The 21,262-nt window shown below is 71.0% G+C and carries 22 protein-coding genes; 8 read left to right on the forward strand and 14 right to left on the reverse strand.

Going from position 1 to position 21,262, the window contains the following annotated elements; genetic code table 11:
* Positions 1-22: 22 nt before the first annotated feature.
* The 3 genes from OG819_RS22600 to OG819_RS22610 all read right to left on the reverse strand — a co-directional run bounded on the left by OG819_RS22600 (position 23) and on the right by OG819_RS22610 (position 2,167).
* Entirely contained in the window at positions 23-277 is a 255-nt protein-coding gene (locus tag OG819_RS22600) for a hypothetical protein (RefSeq protein WP_266651022.1), read from the reverse strand.
* A gap of 26 nt (positions 278-303) precedes the next feature.
* A complete protein-coding gene (locus OG819_RS22605; protein ID WP_266624336.1) occupies positions 304-1,308 on the reverse strand; it encodes a Gfo/Idh/MocA family oxidoreductase in 1,005 nt (334 codons plus the stop codon).
* Positions 1,309-1,402: 94 nt separating this feature from the next.
* The gene (locus tag OG819_RS22610) at positions 1,403-2,167 is read right to left on the reverse strand and encodes an SDR family oxidoreductase (protein ID WP_266651023.1); all 765 of its coding nucleotides are present in this window, start codon (positions 2,165-2,167) and stop codon (positions 1,403-1,405) included.
* A 198-nt stretch (positions 2,168-2,365) separates the two neighbouring features.
* Here OG819_RS22610 and OG819_RS22615 point away from each other — a divergent pair, with 198 nt between their 5' ends.
* Positions 2,366-3,388, forward strand: a complete 1,023-nt coding sequence (locus tag OG819_RS22615; RefSeq protein ID WP_266651024.1) for a LacI family DNA-binding transcriptional regulator — start codon at positions 2,366-2,368, stop codon at positions 3,386-3,388.
* A gap of 24 nt (positions 3,389-3,412) precedes the next feature.
* Here the strand turns inward: OG819_RS22615 and OG819_RS22620 are convergent, their stop codons facing one another.
* The 3 genes from OG819_RS22620 to OG819_RS22630 form a co-directional block, all read right to left on the reverse strand.
* Positions 3,413-4,078 carry a histidine phosphatase family protein gene (locus OG819_RS22620; RefSeq protein ID WP_266624330.1) on the reverse strand — a complete coding sequence of 222 codons (666 nt, stop codon included), beginning with the start codon at positions 4,076-4,078 and terminating at the stop codon, positions 3,413-3,415.
* A gap of 183 nt (positions 4,079-4,261) precedes the next feature.
* Positions 4,262-4,594, reverse strand: a complete 333-nt coding sequence (locus tag OG819_RS22625) for a MazG-like family protein (protein ID WP_266624328.1) — start codon at positions 4,592-4,594, stop codon at positions 4,262-4,264.
* Between the two features lie 60 nt (positions 4,595-4,654).
* On the reverse strand, positions 4,655-5,200 hold the full coding sequence (locus tag OG819_RS22630) for a DoxX family membrane protein (RefSeq protein ID WP_266651025.1): 546 nt from the start codon (positions 5,198-5,200) through the stop codon (positions 4,655-4,657).
* Positions 5,201-5,342: 142 nt separating this feature from the next.
* Here OG819_RS22630 and OG819_RS22635 point away from each other — a divergent pair, with 142 nt between their 5' ends.
* Positions 5,343-5,666, forward strand: a complete 324-nt coding sequence (locus tag OG819_RS22635) for a nuclear transport factor 2 family protein (RefSeq protein ID WP_266582183.1) — start codon at positions 5,343-5,345, stop codon at positions 5,664-5,666.
* Between the two features lie 80 nt (positions 5,667-5,746).
* On the opposite strand, the gene OG819_RS22640 is transcribed toward OG819_RS22635, so the two are convergent.
* Positions 5,747-6,460: an ABC transporter ATP-binding protein gene (locus OG819_RS22640; protein ID WP_266414458.1), complete on the reverse strand. Its 714-nt coding sequence runs from the start codon at positions 6,458-6,460 to the stop codon at positions 5,747-5,749.
* 56 nt (positions 6,461-6,516) lie between these two features.
* Positions 6,517-7,992 (reverse strand): ABC transporter permease, encoded by a 1,476-nt coding sequence (locus OG819_RS22645; RefSeq protein WP_266651026.1) that lies wholly within the window; start codon positions 7,990-7,992, stop codon positions 6,517-6,519.
* Positions 7,993-8,329: 337 nt separating this feature from the next.
* Here OG819_RS22645 and OG819_RS22650 point away from each other — a divergent pair, with 337 nt between their 5' ends.
* The gene (locus OG819_RS22650; RefSeq protein ID WP_266651027.1) at positions 8,330-9,565 is read left to right on the forward strand and encodes a D-alanyl-D-alanine carboxypeptidase; all 1,236 of its coding nucleotides are present in this window, start codon (positions 8,330-8,332) and stop codon (positions 9,563-9,565) included.
* Positions 9,566-9,842: 277 nt separating this feature from the next.
* On the opposite strand, the gene OG819_RS22655 is transcribed toward OG819_RS22650, so the two are convergent.
* Both OG819_RS22655 and OG819_RS22660 read right to left on the reverse strand, forming a co-directional pair.
* Positions 9,843-10,637: an SDR family oxidoreductase gene (locus tag OG819_RS22655; RefSeq protein ID WP_266624318.1), complete on the reverse strand. Its 795-nt coding sequence runs from the start codon at positions 10,635-10,637 to the stop codon at positions 9,843-9,845.
* Between the two features lie 135 nt (positions 10,638-10,772).
* Positions 10,773-11,780, reverse strand: a complete 1,008-nt coding sequence (locus tag OG819_RS22660; protein WP_266624316.1) for a Gfo/Idh/MocA family protein — start codon at positions 11,778-11,780, stop codon at positions 10,773-10,775.
* Between the two features lie 98 nt (positions 11,781-11,878).
* Here OG819_RS22660 and OG819_RS22665 point away from each other — a divergent pair, with 98 nt between their 5' ends.
* The 3 genes from OG819_RS22665 to OG819_RS22675 are packed head-to-tail and all read left to right on the forward strand — an operon-like array spanning position 11,879 to position 15,411.
* Positions 11,879-13,225 carry a multidrug effflux MFS transporter gene (locus OG819_RS22665; RefSeq protein ID WP_266651028.1) on the forward strand — a complete coding sequence of 449 codons (1,347 nt, stop codon included), beginning with the start codon at positions 11,879-11,881 and terminating at the stop codon, positions 13,223-13,225.
* Positions 13,171-14,355: a serine hydrolase domain-containing protein gene (locus OG819_RS22670; protein WP_266651029.1), complete on the forward strand. Its 1,185-nt coding sequence runs from the start codon at positions 13,171-13,173 to the stop codon at positions 14,353-14,355. The genes OG819_RS22665 and OG819_RS22670 overlap by 55 nt, the downstream gene beginning before the upstream one ends.
* Positions 14,356-14,412: 57 nt before the next feature.
* Complete coding sequence (locus OG819_RS22675; RefSeq protein ID WP_266651030.1) at positions 14,413-15,411, forward strand: small ribosomal subunit Rsm22 family protein; 999 nt, start codon at positions 14,413-14,415, stop codon at positions 15,409-15,411.
* Between the two features lie 46 nt (positions 15,412-15,457).
* Here the strand turns inward: OG819_RS22675 and ddaH are convergent, their stop codons facing one another.
* The gene (gene ddaH / locus OG819_RS22680) at positions 15,458-16,279 is read right to left on the reverse strand and encodes a dimethylargininase (protein ID WP_353963250.1); all 822 of its coding nucleotides are present in this window, start codon (positions 16,277-16,279) and stop codon (positions 15,458-15,460) included.
* 196 nt (positions 16,280-16,475) lie between these two features.
* Here ddaH and OG819_RS22685 point away from each other — a divergent pair, with 196 nt between their 5' ends.
* Both OG819_RS22685 and OG819_RS22690 read left to right on the forward strand, forming a co-directional pair.
* Positions 16,476-17,147 (forward strand): TetR/AcrR family transcriptional regulator, encoded by a 672-nt coding sequence (locus OG819_RS22685; RefSeq protein WP_266651031.1) that lies wholly within the window; start codon positions 16,476-16,478, stop codon positions 17,145-17,147.
* 200 nt (positions 17,148-17,347) lie between these two features.
* Complete coding sequence (locus tag OG819_RS22690) at positions 17,348-18,088, forward strand: bifunctional DNA primase/polymerase (RefSeq protein WP_266624306.1); 741 nt, start codon at positions 17,348-17,350, stop codon at positions 18,086-18,088.
* A gap of 39 nt (positions 18,089-18,127) precedes the next feature.
* Here the strand turns inward: OG819_RS22690 and OG819_RS22695 are convergent, their stop codons facing one another.
* The 3 genes from OG819_RS22695 to efeB are packed head-to-tail and all read right to left on the reverse strand — an operon-like array spanning position 18,128 to position 21,254.
* Entirely contained in the window at positions 18,128-19,141 is a 1,014-nt protein-coding gene (locus OG819_RS22695) for a hypothetical protein (protein WP_266651032.1), read from the reverse strand.
* On the reverse strand, positions 19,098-19,973 hold the full coding sequence (efeU, locus tag OG819_RS22700; protein WP_266414481.1) for an iron uptake transporter permease EfeU: 876 nt from the start codon (positions 19,971-19,973) through the stop codon (positions 19,098-19,100). Before efeU ends, OG819_RS22695 begins: the two co-directional genes overlap by 44 nt.
* A 3-nt stretch (positions 19,974-19,976) precedes the next feature.
* Complete coding sequence (efeB, locus tag OG819_RS22705; protein ID WP_266651033.1) at positions 19,977-21,254, reverse strand: iron uptake transporter deferrochelatase/peroxidase subunit; 1,278 nt, start codon at positions 21,252-21,254, stop codon at positions 19,977-19,979.
* Between the last annotated feature and the right edge of the window lie 8 nt (positions 21,255-21,262).

Consider the following 21,262-nt stretch of genomic DNA (forward strand, 5'->3'; position numbering starts at 1 on the left):
CGGGTGGCGTCCGGGAAGGGCTTCAGGAGCGGTCTTCGGACAGCACGTGCGCCGCGGCGCTCAGGAAGTCGTCCAGGTGTTGGTCGCGGCGGCCCTCGAGTACGGCGAGGCAGAGCATCATGTGCGCCGTCATGACGTTGGTGTGGTCGAGGAAGCCGGTGGCTGGTACGCGGCCGTCGTTGCCGAGGTCGACCCGGGCAAGGTCTTCGATCTGCCCCCGCCCCTGACACTCCGCCGCACACAGGGCCGGACGGTGCGACCGTTTCTTCGGTCGCACCGTCCGGCCTGCGCGCAGGGAGAGGGTCAGCCCTGGCGTACCTCCTCCAGGCGTACGGGCCGGTGCTCGGCCAGCGAGAGGGTGCAGGCCTCGGCGATCCAGCCGGCCTCGATGGCGTCGGCGACCGTGCACGGCGAGGTGGCGCGGCCCGCGACGACCTCCGTGAAGGCGGTGAGTTCGGCGCGGTAGGCGGGGGCGAACCGGTCCATGAAGAAGTCGTGCGGCGGGCCCGCCGGGAAGGTGGCGCCCGGCTCGACGGAACGCAGCGGCAGCTTGTCCTCCAGGCCCACGGCGATGCTGTCGCGCATGCCGTGCAGTTCCAGGCGGACGTCGTAACCCCGCGCGTTGTGACGGGAGTTGGAGACCAGGGCGATGGTGCCGTCGTCGAGGGTGAGGATCGCGGACGCGGTGTCGACGTCACCCGCCTCGGCGATGTACTCGGCACCCCGGTTGCCACCGACCGCGTACACCTCGACCACCTCGCGGCCCGTCACCCAGCGCACGATGTCGAAGTCGTGCACGCTGCAGTCGCGGAAGATGCCACCGGAGACCGCCACGTACGCGGCGGGTGGCGGCGCCGGGTCCAGCGTGGTGGACCGTACGGTGTGCAGCTTGCCGAGTTCGCCGCTCACCACGGCCTTGCGGGCGGCCACACAGCCCGCGTCGAAGCGCCGGTTGTAGCCGATCTGCACCTCGACACCGCTGTCCCGGACGGCCTCCAGCACGTCGAGGCTGTCCTCGACGGTCCGTGCCACCGGCTTCTCGCAGAACACCGGGATGCCCGCCTTGACCGCGGCGAGGATGAGCGCGGGGTGCGCGTCGGTGGCGGCCGCGATGACGATGCCGTCGACCCCGGCGGCGAGTACGGCTTCGGGGGAGTCCACCGCCGTCGCCCCGAACCGCTCCACCGCCGACGCGGTGGCCGCCGCCACCGGGTCGCTGACGACCAGGGTGTCCACCGCGTCGAGCCCGGCGAGGGTCGCCGCGTGGAAGGCGCCGATCCGGCCCAGTCCCAGGATGCCGATACGCATGAGATTGCTCCTAAAGCCGGTGCGGGAAGGCCCGCTGAGGGAGGAGAGGGGAGAAGACGGGGGGAAGAAGGGAGAAATGGGGGGCAGAGGGGGATCAGTCGAGTCCGCCGAGGACGATCTGGTCCCAGTCGATGACCGAGCCCGTGACCACCCCACTGCGGTCGGAGAGCAGGAAGACGACGAAGTCGGCGATCTCGTCGACCTGGCCCAGTTTGCCCATCGGCTGGGACTTCGCCGCCTCCTCGCGCCAGTCGTCGCCCGCGCCGTGGAACGTGCGCTGGATCTCCTCCTCGCCCTCGGTGTCCGTCCAGCCGATGTTGAGGCCGTTGATCCGGACCCGGTCCCAGCGGTGCGCGTGGGCGGCGTTGCGCGTGAGGCCCATGAGTCCCGCCTTGGCGGCGACGTACGGGGCGAGGAAGGGCTGCCCGCCGTGTGCGGAGGACGTGATGATGTTGACGACGGTGCCCGGCGCCCCGCGGTCCACCAGGTGCTGGACGGCGGCCTGCATCGCGAAGAACGGCGCGCGCAGATTGATTGCCAGGTGCGCGTCGAACAGTTCCGGCGTGGTGTCCAGGAGTGTGCCGCGGGACGTCAGCCCGGCCGCGTTCACCAGGCAGTCGATTCGCCCGTGGGCGGCCACGACCTGTTCGACACTGCCGCGCGCCTGCGCGGGATCGCTCAGATCGGCCCGTACGAACGTGGCACCCGTCTCCGCGGCGAACTTCTCGCCGAACTCGCTGCGGCGCCCGGTGAAGGCGACCGTGGCGCCCTCGCGCAGCGCCGCGCGCACGATGCCCGCGCCGACGCCCTGGCTGCCGCCGTTGACGAGGACGACCTTGTCCTCGAGCAGTTGGTTCATGAGCGTGCTGCCGTCCTTTTCCGCCCCGAGCGCACCGGCCGGCCGTCGTCCTCGGTAGACCACATGTGGAGTCCCTCTCCTTCCGGCGCGGTGACATTTCTGCCAGTCTCATGAGGTTGGGACCGTCAATCAATCCGCAGAGAACCATCAAAAAGCCCTCATTGATCTCTTCGATCACGGGACGCAGCAAGGGAACCCATGGGACATCCGTATACGATCCGCGAGATCGCCCGGCAGGCCGGCCTGAGCGAGGCGACGGTCGACCGGGTCCTCAACCATCGCGGCGGGGTGCGCGAGAGCACCGCGAGGGAAGTGCAGCAGGCCATCAAGGACCTGGACCGGCAGCGCACCCAGGTCCGCATCGGCGGCCGGACCTTCATGATCGACATCGTGATGCAGACCCCCGAGCGGTTCTCCTCGGCGGTGCGCGAAGCCCTGGAGGCCGAACTGCCGTCCCTGCACCCGGCCATCGTGCGCTCACGGTTCCACTTCCGCGAGACGGACCCCGCGGCGGAGCTGGTGAAGGACCTGGACAGGATCGCCGCGCGCGGTTCGCAGGGGGTGATCCTCAAGGCCCCGGAGGTCCCCGAGGTCACCGCCGCGGTCGGCCGGCTGGTGGCGGCCGGCATCCCAGTGGTCACCCTGGTGACGGATCTGCCCAGCAGCCCGCGCCTCGCGTACGTCGGGATCGACAACCGGGCCGCCGGAGCCACCGCCGCCTACCTGATACGGGAGTGGCTCGGTGACCGCCCGGGCCATGTGCTCGTCACGATCAGCCGGGGCTCCTTCCGCAACGAGGAGGAGCGCGAGATGGGTTTCCGCAGCGAGATGCGGGTCGGCGGACCCGCACGCCGACTGGTCGAGATCACGGACAGCGACGGGCTGGACTCCACCCAGCGGGCCCTGGTCCTGGCGGCTCTGGAACGGGATCCGGAGATCAACGCCGTCTACTCCATCGGCGGCGGCAACACCGCGACCATCGACGCCTTCGCGGCGCTCGGCCGGAAGGTGCTGGCCTTCGTCGCGCACGACCTGGACCACGACAACACCCGGCTGCTGGCGGAGGGCAAGTTGTCCGCGGTGCTCCACCACGACCTGCGCCAGGACATGCGGCGCGCCTGTCAGAGCATCATGCGGGCCCAGCAGGCGCTGCCGGACGAGGGCCCCTTCCTGCCGTCGGCGATCCAGGTGGTGACGCCGTACAACATGCCGCCGGTGTGAGATCACACCTGCGGGGGCGGAGGGTTACGCGGTCGGGCCCAACGGCTGTCCCGCGGGGCCGCTCTCCCGCGCGTGCGCCGCGCCTCCGATGTCCGTGCCCGCCCAGGACAGCGCCGTCCAGCCCTCCTCGGGGGAGCCTTCCAGGATCACGATGTCGGTGTTGTCCAGCCGGTGGGCGGCCGCGAAGGACATGTCGACGTTGTGCGCCCGGGCCGCCGTCCACACCCGGATCGCGGCGCCGTGGCTGACCATGGCGACACTGCCGGCGCCGGTCGCGGCGGCCTCCGCGACCACCGCGTCGAACCGGCCCAGCGCCTCGGTGCCGTTCTCCCCACCCGGCATCCGCAGCTCGGTGTCCCCGGCCACCCAGGCGAACGCCGTCGTGAAGTACGCCCTGGCCGCCTCGGTGTCGCCGGGCATCATCTCCAGATCCCCGGCCTCCAGCTCACGGATGCCGTCCCGTACGACCATCTCGAGTCCGCGAGTGGCCGCCAGCGGGGCGGCCGTCAGCTGTGTGCGGGTCAGCGTGGAGACGTACAGCAGGTCGATGTCCACGTCCGCGAGCGTCTCGGGCAGCGCGGCGGCCTGCTTCTCGCCGAGAGCGGTCAGACCCGGGCCGGGGACGGCGGTGTCCAGGAGGAACGCCACGTTGGACGGGGTCTGGCCGTGGCGTATGAGGATCAGGCGCATGGGGTCACCTTCTCAGACGGCGTCACGAGGGACGCGGCGGCCCAGGGCACGAGGTCGTCACGGAGCTTCCCGTACGAGCCGCCGTACGACAGCGCGGTCGCCGCGCGTGAAGTGCCTGCTGTCCGCGGCCTGTTGGACGGCGGCCGACGCGGCGTAGTGCGGCGTCTTGGTCGCGGGCGCGGCTCACGGAGTCGGGTTCGTCCCGAGCGAGCGCTCCGTGACGCCCGCCAGATGGGCCATGAAGACCTCGCGGGCGTCCGGCGTCAGGGTGTGCAGGGCGACCAGGGCCGTGATGACGACGTCGCAGAGCTCGGAGCGGACATCGTCCCAGGTGTGGCTCGCGCCCTTGCGCGGGTTCTGGCCGGTCGCGCCGATCACCGCTTCGGCGACCTCACCGACCTCCTCCGACAGCTTCAGGATGCGCAGCAGCAGGCCCTCCTGGCCGCCCTGTGCCCGGTTGGCGTCCAGCCAGGCGCGCAGGCGGTCGATGGATTCCCAGAGGTCTTCATCAGCCATGGGACAAGCTTCCCCCACCGGCCATGTGCCCCACGCCCACACGTACTTCCGCTCCCGCGCCTACTCCTCGAACAGGGCCTCCTGCTTGCCCTCGGCCGCCTCGCGCACCCTCTTGTTCCGGGCGCCCACCACGGCCAGGGTGGCCGCCGCCGTGACGCCGAGCGCCACCGGGACCATCCAGCCCCGGTTCACGGTGTGGCGGAGCGCATGGTCCAGGGAGAGGCGGCCGGGGCCCGCCACCGCGAGACCCGCCGCGGCCAGGCCCAGCGACGCCGCGTACTCGTAGCCACCTTCCATCGCGAAGAACCCTTGGGGCAGGTTCACGGCGGCCGCGCCCACCATCGCTCCGGCCGCCGCCGCACCCGCCGCGGGGGTCCCGAGGCCCAGCGCCAGCAGGGTGCCCCCGCCCGCCTCGGCCAGCCCCGCCGCCGCCGCGCTCGCCTTGCCGGGTTTGTAGCCCATGGCCTCCATGGCGGCCGCGGTCCCCTCGAGCCCGGCCCCGCCGAACCAGCCGAACAGCTTCTGCGCCCCGTGCGCGGCCAACACTCCGCCCGTGCCCAGACGGAGCAGCAGCAGTCCCAGATCACTTCGGTCGTAACAGGTCACGATGGCTCCCGGAGCAGACAGACGGCGGCAATGGTCAACGGCCCCTCCCGTGTGTCCACCGTCGCACCGAAGGCGCGTGCCCGACGTGTTCGGGGTGGCGTTCGGGTGGCGGGCCCCCGGGACCGGTGTGAGGGTGACTCCCATGACGATTCAGGTAGCGAAACTCAGCGACCCGGCCGTCCGGGCCTTCGTCACCGCTGTGAACGCCCATGACCGTGACGCCTTCCAGGCCGTCCTCGCACCCGACGCGACCATGTCCGACGACGGTGCCGACCGTGACCTCGCCGACTGGACCGATCGGGAGATCTTCTCCTCCCGCGGCCACATGGAGGTCGACAACGAGTCGAACGGCGGTCGCGCCCTCATCGCCCGCTACAGCAACGACACTTGGGGCGAGATGAAGACGAGGTGGAGCTTCACCGTCGACGACGGCAGGATCACCCGTTTCGAGACCGGCCAGGCGTAGCCGAACCGTCCCGATCCCCGTCTCCCCCCGGTCGCCTGGGCCGAGGAGAACACGGGCGCGATCGACCGGGGGCCGCGCGACTACCGCGGGGCGTACTGCTGGGACACGGCGCTCCGCGCACCCTGCTCGGTGAGCGTGATCTGCCCCGCCTTGATGGTCGCCAGGCGCGGCGCCCTGCGGGCGATCGACGAGTCGTGGGTGACCATGATGAAGGTCAGCCCGTACTCGTGCCAGAGCCCTTCCAGCAGGCCCATGATGTCGTCGCGGGTGCCCTCGTCGAGGTTGCCGGTCGGCTCGTCCGCGAGGAGCACCTTCGGCTTCTTGACCAGGGCGCGCGCGATGGCGACACGCTGCTGCTGACCGCCGGACAGCTCGCTCGGAGCATGGCCGACGCGGTCGCCGAGGCCGACCGAGCCCAGGGCCTCGGCGGCCCGCCTGCGCCGCTCCGCGGGCTTCACCCCGAGCGGTACGAGCGCGGTCTCGACGTTCTCCTGCGCGGTCAGCGTCGGGATGAGGTTGAACGACTGGAAGATGATGCCGATCTTCTCGGCGCGCAGCCGGGTCAGCTTGGCCTCGCTGATGGAGGCGAGGTCGACGCCGTCCAGCTCGACGCTGCCGGAGGAGGGACGGTCCAGGCCGCCGATCATCTGGAGCAGGGTGGACTTGCCGCCGCCCGTGGGGCCCTGGATGACGAGCTGGTCGCCGTCCTCGATGGTGAGGTCGATGCCACGCAGCGCCTCCACCGTCTCCTTGCCCCGCGTGTAGCGCTTGGTGACGCCGGTGAGCTTGTACATGAGGTTCTCCGAGGATGCAGAAGATGAAGATGCGGAAGAGGTACTCCCGGAAGGGGTCAGGAGACGCTGCGCAGCGCGTCCGCCGGGCGCATCCGCGAGGCGCGCCAGCCGCCCATCGCACCGGCGATCAGACCGCCCGTGATGGCCAGGCCCGCGGCGAGCGCGATGGTGGTCACCGAGACCGGCGCGGACAGCGCGATCTCCATGGTGTTCTTGACCGCCTGCCGGCCGGGACCGCCACCGCCGGGGCCGCCGCCCATGCCGCCACCGCCGCCGGTGTTGCCGAGCTCGGCCGTCAGCTTCGGGCTGATCGCCGTCACCGCGTACGCCGCGCCGAGGCCGATGGCGATGCCGAGCGCGCCGCCGATCAGACCGTTCACGATGGACTCGCCGACGACCTGCCGGGTGACCTTGCGCGAGGGCCAGCCGAGCGCCTTGAGGGTGCCGAACTCACGCACCCGGCGGGACACGGCGGAGGAGGTCAGCAGCGCCGCCACCAGGAATGCGGCCACGAGCACCGCGATGGACAGCCACTTGCCGACGCTGGTCGCCAGGTTCGAGGCGGTGGACAGGGAGCCGGAGACGGTGGAGGCGAGGTCGGCCGAGGTGGTGACCGTCGTACCCGAGATGTTCTTCTGGATGGTCGCCTTGACCGCGGTGATCTGCTTCGAGTCGGTCGCCTTGACGTAGATCGTGGTGACCTTGTTCTTCGCGTCGCCCAGCGTCTGCGCCTGCTTCAGCGGCAGGTAGACGTCGGTCGTCGACTCACTGCTGTCCGGCGTCGCGATCCCGATGATCGTGTACTTGGTGCCGGAGATCTTGAAGGTCTTGCCGACCGTGTACTTGTTCTCCTTGGCGTACGACTTGCTGACCACCGCGACCTTCGCGTTGGTCTGCGCCGTCGTGAAGGTCTTGCCCGAGGTGATCTTCGAGGTGGCGAGCGGGCCGAGGTCCTGGTCGGTGACGTCGACGCCCGCGACGGAGTACGAGTTCACGTCGAACGAGGCGCCGCCGCCCTGCACCTGGGGCGCCCCCGTGTTGCCGCCGCCCTGGTTGCCGCCGGGGCCGCCCTGCTGGGAGGAGCCGCCGGACCCCGAGGACGTCGAGGACTTCGCGGTGCCCTGGGTGAAGGAGCCGTCGACCTTGGTGACGTTCAGGGTCAGCGCGCCCACCGCGCTCGCCACGCCCTTCTGCGAGGCGACCTTGGTGACGAGCGAGGAGGCCAGGGACTGCCCGCCCTGCGTCATCACGCGGTCCGAGCTCTGCTTGGTGGAGCTGCTCGACTTGGCGTTGAAGTCGAACTTCGGTCTGCCGGACGAGTTGCTCGAAGGCGCCGCCTGGGCCTTGGTCACCGTCATGTCGGTGCCCAGCCCGTACAGCGACTTCAGGACCTTGTCCTGCGCCTGCTGCATGCCGGCCGACACCGAGTTGACGGTGATGACCAGCGCGATACCGAGCGCCAGACCCATGGCGATCACCAGGGCCGCCTTCTTGCGCCGGCTCAGCTCACGCTTGAGATAGATGCCAAACATCCCGTTCCCCAAAGGTTCTTGGCGCCCGCTGTGGGCGCGGCCACAAGCTATGGAGAAACCTTTGAGCCGGGCTGAGTAAGAGATGTGTGAGAGCTGAGAAAGTGGGGTCCGGAATCAATATTGCGTAAGACAGCTGATTCCTAAGATCCGGAGGGGCTATTGCCAGGAAAGCCCTGTTGGATGGGGTGCTGAGGGCAGGAGGAGGCTACACGTACGGGGTGGGGCGTACCTTTGTCACGCCTTTGTGCGCGCGGTGCCCATTCTTTGAGGCCTCGTCGTGTGGCGACTTCGCGACCCCGCCGTGCGGCGTCGCGAACTCTTTTTGTACGGTCCCGGGATGCGCGATTCCTCTCCCGTCCCCCCGCGTGCCGCTCAGCTGTCCCGTCGTGCCGCCCTCGGCCTCGCCGCGGCCGTCCCGCTGGCGGCGGCCGCTCCGGCGTCCGCCGCCACGCCCGTGATCGGCGGTGAGCGGCTCGCCCGCACCGGCGTCCAGGTGCGTGGCGCCTCGGGACTGCCCAAGCGGCTCACCGCCCGCTCCTGGCTCGTCGCCGACCACGAGAGTGGCGAGGTGCTCGCCTCGTACCACGCACACACGCACCTGGCGCCGGCCTCCACGCTGAAGATGCTCTTCGCGGACACCGTGCTGAAGAACTTCGAGCGGACCCAGCGCCACAAGGTGACCGACTCCGACCTCTCCGACATCCCGGCAGGCTCCAGCCTGGTCGGCGTCAAGCCCGGCATCACCTACACCGTCGAGCAGTTGTGGCTCGGCGTCTTCCTGCGGTCCGGCAACGACGCGGTGCACGTGCTCAGCCACATGAACGGCGGCCTCGCCAGGACGGTCGCCCAGATGCAGGCCAAGGCCGAGGACCTACAGGCTCTGGACACCCACGTGGTCAGCCCCGACGGCTTCGACCACAAGGGGCAGGTGTCGTCCGCGTACGACCTGACGCTCTTCGCCCGCCACGGTCTCGCCGACGCCGACTTCCGCGCCTACTGCCACACGAAGACCGCGAACTTCCCGGCGGGCGGCAAGAAGACCTTCCAGATCCAGAACACCGACCGCCTGCTGACGGGCGCGTGGGGCGTGCCGACGTACGACGGGCTCATCGGCGTGAAGAACGGCTACACCAGCAACGCCGGCAACACCTTCACCGGCGCCGCGACCCGCGGCGGGCGGACCCTCCTCGTCACCGTGATGCACCCCAAGAGCGGCGGCAGCGGCGTCTACGAGGAGACGGCCGCGCTGCTCGACTGGGGGTTCAAGGAGGGTGCGAAGGCCCGGTCCGTGGGCGCCCTCGTCGATCCGCTCAGCGAGGGCGGGGCCTTGGCCACCCCCACCCGGAAGGCGGCGGCGAAGGCGGCGGCCGGACCGCCCGCGGCGGCCGCGAGCGGCGGCTCCTCGTCGTGGGGGCTGGTCGGCGGGGCCGGGGGAGCGGTCGCGCTGCTCGCGGGCGGGGCGTACATGTGGCGCAGGCGGCGGCGTGTGGTGGGGGACGAGGCCCCGGATGAACATCAGGACCGTCAGGACGGTCAGGACCAGCGGAGCCGTCGGGGCCGTCACCAGGGCTGACCGAGGCGGCTGTTGGGGGCCGGCCGTTATCGGGGCAGCCGTTCCGAGGCCCGGAGCTCACCTCGCGGTCCCGCGCGAGGTCCGCCCCCACCCCGGCCGCGGAACGGCTGCCACCACCCCCCTCGGTGTGGACCGTGGTCGTACCGAAGTCCTCCACTCCAAGTGTGAAGTTCTGGTGGAGGCGCCACGAGCATAAGCCCGCCACCAGCCCGAACGGTACGGAGGTTCATCTTCCGTTTGTGTAGGTTGAGCCGTTGACGAGCCGTCCGGGAGGGCCTCAGCCGCGCCCGACATACGGCATCGCGGTGGCCAGTACCGTCGCGAACTGCACATTCGCCTCCAACGGCAGCTCCGCCATGTGCCGCACCGTGCGTGCCACGTCCGCCACGTCCATCACCGGCTCGACCGCAGTCTCCCCGTTCGCCTGCAGCGCTCCGGTCCGCATGCGCTCGGTCATGTCGGTCGCCGCGTTGCCGATGTCGATCTGACCGCAGGCGATCCGGTACGGACGCCCGTCCAGGGACAGCGACTTGGTCAGCCCCGTCAGCGCGTGCTTGGTCGCCGTGTACGCCACCGACAGCGGGCGCGGTGTGTGCGCCGAGACCGAGCCGTTGTTGATGATCCGGCCGCCCCGCGGGTCCTGCTCCTTCATCTGCCGGTACGCGGCCTGCGCGCACAGGAAGGCGCCATTGAGGTTGGTGTTCACGACGTGCAGCCATGCCTCGTACGGCAGTTCCTCGAGCGGGACGCCGCCCGGCCCGAACGTCCCCGCGTTGTTGAAGAGCAGGTCCAGCCGCCCGAAGCGCTCGCGCGCCGCGTCGAACAGGGCCGCCACGTCGTCGGGACGCGAGACGTCGGTGCGTACGGCGAGGGAGGGCGCCTCGGGGACGAGGGCCGCCGTCTCCTCCAGCGTCTGCGGCTTGCGTCCGGCGAGCGCCACCGACCAGCCGGTGCGCAGCAGTTCGACGGCCACCGCGCGGCCGATGCCGGAACCCGCCCCGGTCACCACCGCGATCTTCGTCTGCGTGGCATGCGCGGCATGCGTGGCGTTCGAGTCGTTGAGGGCATTCATGGGCCCGCAGCGTAATCGGACGCTGTCGGCGAATCCGTTGGGTGATGTCGGGCGGACCCCATTGGTACCGGAAACCGTGAACACTTACACGCGCAAGTGTTCACGGTTTCCGAGGAGGGTGTCCCTGGCGGCGCCCTAGTCGGTCTCTCCCGGATAGCGGACGCCGATCTGGTCGCGGATCGTGTCGAGCGTCCGCATCACGGCGAGGCTGCCGTCCAGAGGGACGAGCCGGGACTCCCTCTCGCCGGCCCGCAGGGCGCTCATCACCTCGGCGGCCTCGTGCTTGAGGCTGGTGCGCGGGCCGTGCGCCGGGTCGGCCGTGAACTCCTCGGGGTCGCGGCCGTCGCGGTGCAGTACGAGACGGTCCGGGAAGAAGAAGCCGCCCGGGATGTCGATGCGGCCCTGGGAGCCGGTGACGGAGGCGGAGACGGGGGTACCACCGTTGACGGAGCAGTGCACCGAAGCGAGAGCGCCGCTCTCCCAGGTGAGCAGTGCTCCCGTCTGGAGATCGACGCCCTCGTCGGAGAGCACCGCTCTCGCGGTGATGCCCGAAGGCTCCCCGAGCAACAAGTGCGCGAACGACACCGGATAGACGCCGAGATCGAGCAGAGCGCCACCGCCCTGCGCGGGGTCGCGCAGCCGGTGTGACGGCGGGAACGGGCCATTGATCCCGAAGTCGGCGTGAATCGTACGGACCTCACCGATCACACCGTCGTCGACGAGCCCCTTGAGCCGCCGGACCAGCGGATTGCAGTACATCCACATGGCCTCCATCAGGAAGCGGTCGTGCTCCTCGGCGAGCGCGACGAGCTCCTCGGCCTCGCGCAGATTCAGCGTGAACGCCTTCTCGCACAGCACATGGCGCCCCGCCTGCAGGCACATCCCGGCGGCGACCCGGTGCGCCGAGTGCGGAGTCGCGACGTACACGACGTCGACATCCTCGTCCGCCGCGAGCGAGGCCCAGTCCCCGTACGCCTTCGGAATCCCGAACCGCTCGGCGAACGCCTTCGCCGAGGCGTCCGTCCGCGAGGCCACGGCCACGACCTCGGCGTCCGGCATGTCCACCAGATCCGCCGTGAAGGCCGCCGCGATCCCGCCGGTCGCCAGAATCCCCCACCGCACTCGCTCGCCCACGCCCGTCATTCCCGGCCCTTCGCTCTGCCACTTGAAGTTCTGTGACCCCGAACACGCTGTTCGAACTGAGAGCATAGGTGGCGGATCACTCGAAGAGGGAGGGGCTCATGCCCGAGCGCGGGCACACCAAGCGGGAGGGGCGAGGCCCCCAGGCCCCGGAGGGCCACATACCGCACACGGCGGTGGTCGACGTACCGGAGCCGCGGGAAGCGCCGGACCCCGGGGCCCTTCGCCGCACCGGGCTCCTCGTCACCCTGATCCTCGGCGGACTCACCGCCACGCCCCCGCTGTCGATGGACATGTACCTCCCGGCCCTGCCGGAGGTCACCCGCTCACTGCACGCCCCCGCCGCGACCGTCCAGCTCACGCTGACCGCCTGCCTCGCGGGGATGGCGCTCGGCCAGCTCGTCGTCGGACCGATGAGCGACAAGTGGGGCCGCAGGCGCCCGCTCATCGTCGGCCTAGTCGTCTACGTCGTCGCCACCGCCCTGTGCGCCCTCGCCCCGAACATCGAACTCCTCGTCGCCTTCCGCCTCGCCCAGGGCCTCGCGGGCGCGGCCGGCATCGTGATCGCGCGAGCGGTCGTACGCGACCTGTACGACGGCATGGCGATGGCCCGCTTCTTCTCCACCCTCATGCTGATCTCCGGCGTCGCCCCCGTCGTCGCGCCCCTCATCGGCGGCCAGATCCTGCGCACCACCGACTGGCGGGGCGTGTTCGTCCTCCTCACCGCGGTCGGCGTCGCACTCACCGCGCTCGTCTGGACGAAGATCCCCGAGACCCTCGAACCCGCACAGCGCCACGGCGGCGGGGTCGGCGATGCGCTGCGTGCCATGCGCGCACTGGTCGCCGACCGCGTCTTCACCGGCTACACCCTGGCGGGCGGCTTCGCCTTCGCGGCACTGTTCGCGTACATCAGCGCCTCCCCCTTCGTGATCCAGGAAATCTACGGCGCGTCCCCGCAGACCTTCAGCCTGCTCTTCGGGATCAACTCCGTCGGCCTGGTGATCGTCGGCCAGATCAACGGCAAGATCCTCGTGGGCCGGGTCGGCCTCGACAAGGTCCTCGCCACCGGCCTCATCCTCATCACCCTCGCCGCGACCGCGCTGCTCCTGCTCACCACGGGGGTCTTCGGCAAGGCAGGCCTCCTGCCGGTGGCCGCGGCGCTCTTCGTCCTCATGTCCGCCATGGGCCTCGCCCTGCCCAACACCCAGGCGCTGGCCCTGATGCGGGTACGGCACACGGCCGGCTCCGCGTCCGCGCTGCTCGGCACCACCTCCTTCCTCATCGGCGCGATCGTCTCCCCGCTCGTCGGCATCGCCGGGGAGCACACCGCCGTCCCGATGGCCGTCGTCCAACTGGCGGCGGTACTGGTGGCCATCGCCTTCTTCGTGGGACTGTGCCGTCCCTGGCAGACGGGACACACCGTGGACGGAAAGGCGGCGGACAGCTGAGCGCACCGAGACTGCGCGTGGACACCCCGGAACGGGCCGGCCTCGACCCGACGGAACTGCGCCACCTCGTACGGGACGTCCGCACCCTCACCCGCGGACCGCGCCCCTGGACGGCGGGCCTCGTGCTGGTCGCCGGGCGCGGCCCGGTCATCGCCGTCGAGGAGGCGGCGGGCTGGGCGGTGCGCTACTCCTCCTACGACGAGAAGACCGACACCGGGGTCGAACTGCCGCCCGGGGACCGGCGGCCGATGACCGTCCACACCCCCTTCGACCTGGCCTCCCTCACCAAGCTGTTCACGGCGGTCGCCGTGGTGCAGCAGCTGGAGCGGGGCACGCTGGGGATCGACGCGCGGGTGGGGGCGTATCTGCCGGAGTTCCGCGCGGCCTCGGCCCACGACATCACCGTACGACAGCTGCTCACGCACACCTCCGGGCTGCGCCCCGAACTCCCGCTGTACGACTGCCCGGACGACGCGGCGCGCCTCGCCCTGCTGCGGGCCGAGGCCCCTTCGTCCCGGCCGGGCGAGTACGTGTACTCCGACCTGAACCTGCTCCTCCTCCAGCACATCCTGGAACGCATCACCGGCCACACGCTCGACGTCCTCGTCCGGGACGGGATCACCCGGCCGCTCGGGATGACCGCCACGTCCTTCGGACCGTGCGCGGGGGCGGCGGCGACCGAGGACCAGCGGCGGCCGTGGGGCAAGGGGGACCGGGGGATGCTGCGGGGGGTCGTGCACGACGAGAACGCGTGGGCGCTCGGTGGGGTGGCCGGGCACGCGGGCCTCTTCTCCACGGCCCACGACCTCGCGGTCTTCTGCCGTACCCTCCTCGCGGGCGGCTCCTACGGCCCCGCCCGCATCCTCGGCCCCGACTTCGTCGAGCTGATGCTCACCCCGCCGGGTCTCGGCTTCGCGGTCGACCAGCCCTGGTTCATGGGCGCGCTCGCCGGGCGGGGCGCCGCGGGGCACACCGGTTTCACCGGTACGTCCCTCGTGCTCGACCCCGCGACGGACACGTTCCTGGTGTTCCTCGCGAACACGGTGCATCCCCGCCGACGCCCGCCGGACAGCGCGCCGCGAGCGGAGGCGGCGACGAGGCTGGCACGGGCGGTACGGGGCGCGTCTTGACGGGGCGGTAGGTGTTCCGCGGGCGAGGAACCCTTGCGGCGACCGTAGAATCGGTGGGTGAACGTCCCCGTTTCCTCCGCCGAGACCCTGCGTACCGCCCTCGCCGGCCTCCTCGACGGCCTCCCGCCGAAGGCGGCCACCCAGGCGGTCGACCGGCTGATCGCGAACTACCGGGGAACGACCCCCACCCACACCCCGATCCTCCGCGACCGCTCGGACGTGGTCGCGTACGCCGCGTACCGGATGCCGGCGACGTTCGAGGCGGTGCGTTCGGCGCTGGAGGCGTTCACGGACGCGGTACCGGAGTGGACGCCGGCGAGCCACGTGGACGTGGGCGGCGGCACGGGCGCCGCGACCTGGGCGGTGAACGCGACCTGGGCGGGCGCCCGCCCCGTGACCGTGCTGGACTGGGCCGAACCCGCCCTCGCGCTGGGCCGCGAGATCGCCGCGGCCAACCCGGAGCTGAAGCCCGCCGAATGGCACCGCTCTCGTATCGGATCGGCGCTCACCATCGAGAGCACTGATCTCGTCACCGTCTCCTACGTCCTCGGCGAGCTCACCGACGCCGACCGCGCCTTTGTCGTGACCGCCGCCGCGGCCGCCGCCCAGGCCGTCGTGATCATCGAGCCCGGTACGCCCGACGGCTACGCCCGAGTCATCGAGGCGCGGGACCGTCTGATCACCGCCGGGTTCCACGTCGCCGCGCCCTGCCCGCACAGCGCGGCCTGCCCCATCGTCCCCGGCGAGGACTGGTGCCACTTCTCCGCCCGCGTCGCGCGTTCCTCCCTGCACCGTCAGGTCAAGGGCGGCTCCCTGCCGTACGAGGACGAGAAGTTCAGCTACGTCGCCGCCACCCGCTTCCCGCCGGCCCCGGCCCCCTCCCGCGTCGTACGCAAGCCGCAGATCCGCAAGGGCCAGGTACTCCTGGACCTGTGCGGCCCCGACGAGGCCCTGCACCGCGAGACGGTGACCAAGCGTCATGGGCCGCTGTACCGGGCGGCCCGTGACGCGGACTGGGGCGACCCCTGGCCACCGCCGCCCGCGGAGGACCAGTAGCCGGGGCCGGCTCCTCAACACCCCACCTCTTCAACACCTCAGCCCTTCAGCACCTCAGCTCCTGTGTGCAGCACTTCACGCTGCCGCCGCCCTTGAGGAGCTCGCTCAGATCGATGCCGACGGGCTCGAAGCCACGCTCCCGCAGCGGACCGAGGAGCCCCGTCGCGGCCTGCGGCAGCAGCACGTGCAGGCCGTCCGAGACCGCGTTGAGGCCGAACGCGGCGGCGTCCTCGGCACCGGCGATCAGCGCGTCGGGGAACAGCCGCCGTAGCACCTCCCGGCTGCCGGGGGAGAAGGCGGGCGGGTAGTACATGACCTCGTCCGTCGTGTCGTCGAGGACGGCGAGGGCGGTGTCGAGGTGGTAGTAGCGGGGGTCGACCAGATCGAGTCCGATCACCGGTCGCGCGAGGAACTCCTGGGCCTCGCCGTGCGAGAGGGGGCTGGCGCGAAAGCCGCGGCCGGCCAGTACGTAGGAGGCGGTGACCGCGAAGTCGCCCTCGCCCTCGTTGACGTGGACCGGCTCGTGGACGTGCGGGAAGCCGTGTGCGCGGAACCACTCCAGGTGGGCCGCCGCCTCCGGTTCGCGCTCGCGGTGCGCGAACCGGGCACCCAGCACCCGGCCGTCGACGACGGTCGCCCCGTTCGCGGCGAAGACCATGTCCGGCAGGCCGGGGCGGGGGGTGAGTTCCTCGACCGTGTGGCCGAGCGCGAGGTACCGGCCGCGCAGGTCCTCCCACTGGGCGACGGCGAGCGGCACGTCGACCGGTTTGGATGGGTTCATCCACGGGTTGATGGCGTAGGTGACAGCGAAGTGTGCGGGTGGGCACATCAGATAGCGCCGGGGTGTGGCGCGGCGGGGAGGCTGCAAGGAGGGCTCCTCACGTACCGCAGGGGCAGGTGATGCCCATGGTGCGGTCTGCGGGCCGCGTCGGCCGCCTGGCGAACGGGTGGACTTCGCAAGTCCACCGAACCCCCGATCGGCCTGCACGGCCTCGTCCTCAAACGCCGGACGGGCTGAAGGCGCCACGAGACGCCCCGTCTTGTCAACCTGTTAAGTTCGCCTCATGGCCGACACGTCCCGCCCCTCCGCCGTACCCACCCCCGCCAAACCCGTCCCCGACTCCACCCGCCGCAGCGAGAAGTCCCGTCGTGCGATCTTCGACGCCGCCCTCGCCCTCGTCGGCGAGGTCGGCTACCCCAAGACCACGATCGAGGGCATCGCCGCCCGCGCCGGTGTCGGCAAGCAGACGATCTACCGGTGGTGGTCGTCGAAGGCGGACGTCCTGCTGGAGGCGTTCGTCGATCTGAGCGCCCAGGCGGCGCAGGCTGCGGGCCGGCCGGAGGTGCTGGGGGAGCACGCGGAGTACGGCATCCCGGACACCGGCGATCTCGCGGCCGACCTCAAGCAGGTCCTGCGCGCCACCGTCGACGAACTCCTGAACCCCAAGTTCGAGATCCCCTCGCGGGCCCTGGCCGCGGAGGGCCTCGTGAACGAGGCGCTCGGCGCCGAGTTCGTGTCCAAGCTCCTCGAACCCCAGCTCCAGCTGTATGTGAAGCGGCTGCGGTCCGCCCAGGACAAGGGCGACCTGCGGCCGGACATCGATCCCCGCATCGCCCTGGAACTCTTCGTCTCCCCGCTCGCGCAGCGCTGGCTCCAGCACACCGGCCCCATCTCGTACGCGTATACGGACACCCTCGTCGACTACGCGCTGTACGGCCTCGCCCCGCGGGGATGAATCATGCCAAAGCGCCCCGGATAGGGGGGCTCTGTCCATCCGGGGCGCGGGAGGGTGGGACCATAGACGTTGTCGAAGGCGTTCGTCGGCACGATGGGCCGACGTGAACGTGATGGACGTCAGCCTGATGGACGTCCACCTGATGGACGCAGACGCCGCGACACGACCGCTGTCGGCACAACCGCTTGGCGAGGGGATTGATGAGCGCAGAGTTCGGCCGCCGCTCCGGCGCGCAGGGCAGGATCTCCCAGTGGCTGCGTGGTCGCCGTCCGAAGGGTGCGACAGAGATCGCTGCCGACGGCGGGCGCGAGGCCCTGCTGATCGCCGCTGCCGCCGCGGGGCTGCCGCTCGCGCAGGCCGCGTATCCCTCCGGCTACCGCTGTTCCTGTGACCGCGTCGGTTGTCCCACCCCCGCGCGCCATCCCGTCTCCTTCGCCTGGCAGACCCAGTCCACGACCGACCGTGCCCAGATCGAGCGATGGGTCCGCCACCAGCCGCAGGCCAACTTCATCACCGCGACCGGCATGGTGCACGACGTCCTCGACGTGCCCGTCGACGCGGGCCGCGAGGCGCTGGAGCGGCTGCTCGCCGCCGGTGTGGAGGTGGGGCCCGTCGCGCAGAGCGGCGACGGCCGCATGTTCTTCTTCACACTCACCCGCGGCACACCCGAGGACGAGGACGAGTGGTGGCCGTGCGAGCTGGACTCGCACCCCGAGACGACGGACGAGCACCCCGGTCTGCGCTGGCACTGCCGCGGCTCGTACGTTCTCGTGCCGCCGGCCCAGCTCCCCGGTGGACTGACGGTCGACTGGGTACGGGGCCCGGAACACCCCCTCCCCGACCCCCTGAGCCTGCTCGAGGCCCTGACGGACGCCTGCGCCCGTTACGCGGGTGAGAACGAGCCGGACGACCACCTGGCGGCCTGGCCCCACCGGAACTAGCCCAGGGAAACCCGCGGGAACCTACGGGACAGGGCCTGCCTATTCGCCCTTCGCCCCTGTCAGCCCCTCGATCCGCCCCAGCACCGCGACCCGCGGGTTCTGCGCGCTCTTGCCGGGGTCCAGGGCCGCCTGGTTGGAGACGAACTCCAGAGTGAGGGACTGCTTGATGTCACCGGTGGTCAGGGCCTTGACGTCCGCGTTCTGGGCCGGGATCTCGGTGCCCCGCGCGGCGGTCTGCTTCTCGTAGCGCCGCGTGGTGAAGAACACCAGCGCCCCGCCGTCCGCGGTGCGCAGCCCCACCGGGGCGTAGTCGCCGGAGGTCAGCGGCTCGTCGATGTACTGCCGGGCGAGACCGGGCTTGGTGGCGTTCTTGGCGCGCAGGGTCCGCCACTGCGAGGTGTGCAGGCCCGGCGCGAAGGTGTCGCCGCCACTCTTCAGATAGCCGGTGTACGACTGGCTCAGCTTGTTCGGCTCGACGGCGAGGGCCGTGTCGTCCCCGGTGACGGGCTGCGCCCAACCGTCCTTGTCCTGCTGGAACTTCGGAATGTCGGCGGCGGCGAGGACGGTCAGATACGAGGCCTGCCACACCTCGTTCGCACTGCCCCGGGTGAAGACGAGCAGCCAACGGTAGCCCGCCACACCCTTGTTGGCCGCGGCATCGGCCACGAACCAGCGCGGCCAGCCCGCCTTCGCCGGGATCGAGAACTTCGCGTCGGACAGCGACAGCGGCGAATGGGACGGGTTGCCGCCCGGGTTGTTCTTCTGCCCGGCCGTCAGCTTCGCGCCGTCGATGGCGCCGAGGGCGCCGGTGACCCGGTCCGCGTCCAGGGAGCTGTCGTTCGCCTTGTCCGCCTTGTTGTAGGCGGCGGTGAAGTCCTTGAGCGCACGGGCGGCCTCGGTCCGGGTAGCCGTCGGTACGACCTCCCGCTCCCCGTGCACCACCACGCAGCCGCTCGCCGTCAAGGACAGAACGGTCACCGACCCCGTCGCCAGGGCGAACCGGTTGAGACTAAGAAGCCTTCGTGGGCTGCGACCCGCGCGATCCCTGCTCATCAGGTACCTTCACCTTCCCCTTCCCGGAGGCGAACCCTACCGGGGCGAGGAAGATCGCGAGAGTCGGGACCAGGTACAGCGCCCACACCGTGACCTGAAGGACCGTCGGATCGGGCTGGAAGTTCAACACGCCCTTGAGGAGCGTGCCGTACCAGCTGTCCGGCGGGATCGTGCCGCTGATGTCGAAGGCGAGGTCGCGCAGCCCCGGGATCCAGTCTGCCTCCTGCAGGTCGTGGGCACCGTACGCGAGCACACCCGCCGCGACCACGACCAGCATGCCGCCGGTCCAGGTGAAGAACTTCGCGAGGTTGATCTTCAGGGCGCCCCGGTAGAAGAGCCAGCCGAGGAGGACCGCGGAGGCCAGGCCCAGGGCGACGCCGATGAGCGGGCGCGGGGTGCCGTCGCTCGCCGCGTGCACCGACGCCCACACGAACAGGGCGGTCTCCAGGCCCTCGCGGCCGACCGCCAGGAACGCGGTCGCGACCAGCGCGCCCGTGCCCATCGCCAGCGCCGCGTCCAGCTTGCCGTGCAGCTCGGACTTCAGATGACGGGCGGTGCGCCGCATCCAGAAGACCATCCACGTCACCAGGCCGACCGCGACGATCGACAGCGAACCGCCGAGCGCCTCCTGCGCCTCGAACGTCAGCTCCTGGGAGCCGAATTCAAGCGCGCAGCCGAAGCCGAGGGCGAGGGCGATCGCGACGCCGATGCCCATCCAGATGGGCTTCAGAGCGTCCTTGCGGCCGGTCTTCACCAGGTAGGCGATGAGGATGCAGACGACGAGACTGGCTTCCAGTCCCTCGCGCAGGCCGATCAGATAGTTGCCGAACACGGGCTATACCTCCTTGGAGAACAGCGCGCGCCCCCACCAGTCGTCCTTGTCGCGGACGCCGGGCGGGACGGCGAAGACCGCCGAACTCACGTGCTGGATGTACTCGTTGAGTGCGTCGGAGCGCGCGAGACTGTGCTGCACCGGGATGAACCCCTTGCGCACGTCACGCTGGTAGGCGAGGAAGAACAGCCCGGCCTCCAGCCGGCCGAGGCCGTCCGTGCCGTCGGTGAAGGAGTAGCCGCGGCGCAGCAGGGTGATCCCGCCGTTGGAGTCGGGATGCGCGAGCCGCACGTGCGCGTCGGGCTTCATCGCCTTCAGGAACGGCTCGTCGCGCTCCTTGGCCTTGCCGACCGGCGCGCCCTCGCCCTTGTCCCGGCCGAAGACGTCCTCCTGCTCCTGCAGCGAGGTGCGGTCCCAGGTCTCGATGTTCATCCGGATGCGGCGCGCCACGAGGTACGAGCCACCGGCCATCCAGGCCGGACCCTCGTCCTCGCCCACCCACACGAACTTCTTCAGCCGGTCCGGCTCGGTGCCCGCGATGTTGCGGGTGCCGTCCTTGAACCCCATGAGGTTGCGGGGGGTCTGGGCGTCGGGGGTCGTCGACGAGGTCTTGCCGAAGCCGAGCTGCGACCAGCGGACGGCGACCTTGCCGAAGCCGATCCGGGCCAGATTGCGGATCGCGTGCACCGCGACCTGGGGGTCGTCCGCGCAGGCCTGGATGCACAGGTCACCGTCGCTGCGTGCCTTCTCCAGGTTGTCGCCCGGGAACTCCGGCAGGTCGACGAGCGCCTCGGGGCGCAGGCCCGTCAGCCCGAACTTCTCGCCGTACTTCTCGAACAGCGACGGTCCGAAGCCGATGGTGAGCGTCAGCCGGGACGGCTTGAGGCCCAGCGCCTCGCCGGTGTCGTCCGGCGGTGCCTCGGCCAGTCCGCCGTACGCGCCCTCGCCGACCGCGTGCCCCGCGGTCATCCGGCGCGCGGCGGCCGTCCAGTCCTTCAGCATCTGGACGAACTCGGCGCGGTCGTCCGTCTTCACGTCGAACGAGGCGAAGTGCAGCCGGTCCTGCACCGGCGTCGCGATGCCCGCCTGGTGCGCGCCGTGGAAGGCGATCGCGGCGCCGGTCTCGGCGCCCGCGGGGTCCACGTCGTTGCCGGTACGGGTCATCGCCACCGCGCCGCCGGCCGCGGCGGCCCCGAGCGCGAGCCCGGCACCGCCCCAGCCGATCAGCGAACGTCGGGAGGGCGTGGGCCCGTCGGTGGTTTTTGTGGTGTCCGTCGTCATGATGTGTC

This window comes from Streptomyces sp. NBC_01549 (assembly GCF_026339955.1).
Lineage (GTDB): Bacteria > Actinomycetota > Actinomycetes > Streptomycetales > Streptomycetaceae > Streptomyces.

Bases quoted from the DNA above. Each gene is read 5' to 3' on its own strand.
- OG819_RS22655 (WP_266624318.1), bottom strand. From the start codon at position 10,637: ATGAATGCCCTCAACGACTCGAACGCCACGCATGCCGCGCATGCCACG.
- OG819_RS22635 (WP_266582183.1), top strand. From the start codon at position 5,343: ATGACGATTCAGGTAGCGAAACTCAGCGACCCGGCCGTCCGGGCCTTC.
- OG819_RS22650 (WP_266651027.1), top strand. From the start codon at position 8,330: ATGCGCGATTCCTCTCCCGTCCCCCCGCGTGCCGCTCAGCTGTCCCGT.
- OG819_RS22645 (WP_266651026.1), bottom strand. From the start codon at position 7,992: ATGTTTGGCATCTATCTCAAGCGTGAGCTGAGCCGGCGCAAGAAGGCG.
- efeB (WP_266651033.1), bottom strand. From the start codon at position 21,254: ATGACGACGGACACCACAAAAACCACCGACGGGCCCACGCCCTCCCGA.
- OG819_RS22640 (WP_266414458.1), bottom strand. From the start codon at position 6,460: ATGTACAAGCTCACCGGCGTCACCAAGCGCTACACGCGGGGCAAGGAG.
- OG819_RS22685 (WP_266651031.1), top strand. From the start codon at position 16,476: ATGGCCGACACGTCCCGCCCCTCCGCCGTACCCACCCCCGCCAAACCC.
- OG819_RS22610 (WP_266651023.1), bottom strand. From the start codon at position 2,167: ATGAACCAACTGCTCGAGGACAAGGTCGTCCTCGTCAACGGCGGCAGC.
- OG819_RS22625 (WP_266624328.1), bottom strand. From the start codon at position 4,594: ATGGCTGATGAAGACCTCTGGGAATCCATCGACCGCCTGCGCGCCTGG.
- OG819_RS22665 (WP_266651028.1), top strand. From the start codon at position 11,879: ATGCCCGAGCGCGGGCACACCAAGCGGGAGGGGCGAGGCCCCCAGGCC.
- OG819_RS22660 (WP_266624316.1), bottom strand. From the start codon at position 11,780: ATGACGGGCGTGGGCGAGCGAGTGCGGTGGGGGATTCTGGCGACCGGC.
- OG819_RS22605 (WP_266624336.1), bottom strand. From the start codon at position 1,308: ATGCGTATCGGCATCCTGGGACTGGGCCGGATCGGCGCCTTCCACGCG.
- OG819_RS22695 (WP_266651032.1), bottom strand. From the start codon at position 19,141: ATGAGCAGGGATCGCGCGGGTCGCAGCCCACGAAGGCTTCTTAGTCTC.
- OG819_RS22615 (WP_266651024.1), top strand. From the start codon at position 2,366: ATGGGACATCCGTATACGATCCGCGAGATCGCCCGGCAGGCCGGCCTG.
- OG819_RS22620 (WP_266624330.1), bottom strand. From the start codon at position 4,078: ATGCGCCTGATCCTCATACGCCACGGCCAGACCCCGTCCAACGTGGCG.
- OG819_RS22690 (WP_266624306.1), top strand. From the start codon at position 17,348: ATGAGCGCAGAGTTCGGCCGCCGCTCCGGCGCGCAGGGCAGGATCTCC.